This window comes from Shigella sp. FC1661, from assembly GCF_001712525.1.
Taxonomy (GTDB): domain Bacteria; phylum Pseudomonadota; class Gammaproteobacteria; order Enterobacterales; family Enterobacteriaceae; genus Escherichia; species Escherichia coli.
The window spans coordinates 1-1,016 of record NZ_MDGW01000376.1 but is presented as its reverse complement, the minus strand read 5'-3'; the positions used below and the strand labels follow the sequence as shown (position 1 = coordinate 1,016).

Here is a 1,016-nt window from a genome sequence, read left to right as displayed (position 1 = left end):
AACACGCCAGTTCGCCCGGATGTTGGGACTTGAACCGAAGAACACGGCGGTGCGGAGTCCGGAGAGTAACGGAATAGCAGAGAGCTTCGTGAAAACGATAAAGCGTGACTACATCAGTATCATGCCCAAACCAGACGGGTTAACGGCAGCAAAGAACCTTGCAGAGGCGTTCGAGCATTATAACGAATGGCATCCGCATAGTGCGCTGGGTTATCGCTCGCCACGGGAATATCTGCGGCAGCGGGCTTGTAATGGGTTAAGTGATAACAGATGTCTGGAAATATAGGGGCAAATCCAGTTACTAATCATTCATTTTCTACTTATATTTATATAAAGGAATATTATGTCTGCTTTTAAAAAGTCACTTCTTGTTGCTGGCGTAGCAATGATTCTTTCCAATAACGTATTTGCTGACGAAGGTCACGGCATTGTTAAATTTAAAGGTGAAGTTATCTCTGCTCCATGTTCAATTAAACCAGGTGACGAAGACTTAACTGTAAATCTGGGTGAAGTAGCAGATACCGTTCTGAAAAGCGACCAGAAATCTTTGGCTGAGCCTTTCACTATTCACCTGCAAGACTGCATGTTGAGCCAGGGTGGAACCACTTATTCAAAAGCGAAGGTTACTTTCACCACAGCGAATACTATGACGGTAATGACTCCAACTTACTGATAGTGTTTTATGTTCAGATAATGCCCGATGACCTTGTCATGCAGCTCCACCGATTTTGAGAACGACAGTGACTTCCGTCCCAGCCTTGCCAGATGTTGTCTCAGATTCAGATTATGTCGCTCAATGCGCTGAGTGTAACGCTTGCTGATAACGTGCAGCTTTCCCTTCAGGCGTGATTCATACAGCGGCCAGCCATCCGTCATCCATACCACGACCTCAAAGGCCGACAGCAGGCTCAGAAGACGCTCCAGTGTGGCCAGAGTGCGTTCACCGAAGACGTGCGCCACAACCGTCCTCCGTATCCTGTCATACGCGTAAAACAGCCAGCGCTGACGTGATTTAG

Annotated in this window: 1 protein-coding gene and 2 pseudogenes; 2 read left to right on the top strand and 1 reads right to left on the bottom strand. The window is 47.2% G+C overall.

Going from position 1 to position 1,016, the window contains the following annotated elements:
• Both BFF42_RS18405 and BFF42_RS18400 read left to right on the top strand, forming a co-directional pair.
• Positions 1-286 (top strand): integrase core domain-containing protein (locus tag BFF42_RS18405; protein WP_000318964.1); only part of this gene is annotated, 286 nt, incomplete at its 5' end.
• 57 nt (positions 287-343) lie between these two features.
• Positions 344-652 (top strand): annotated as a pseudogene (locus tag BFF42_RS18400) (fimbrial-like protein); the annotation flags it as partial.
• 14 nt (positions 653-666) lie between these two features.
• Here the strand turns inward: BFF42_RS18400 and BFF42_RS18395 are convergent.
• A pseudogene (locus BFF42_RS18395) lies at positions 667-1,016 on the bottom strand (IS1-like element IS1X2 family transposase); the annotation flags it as partial.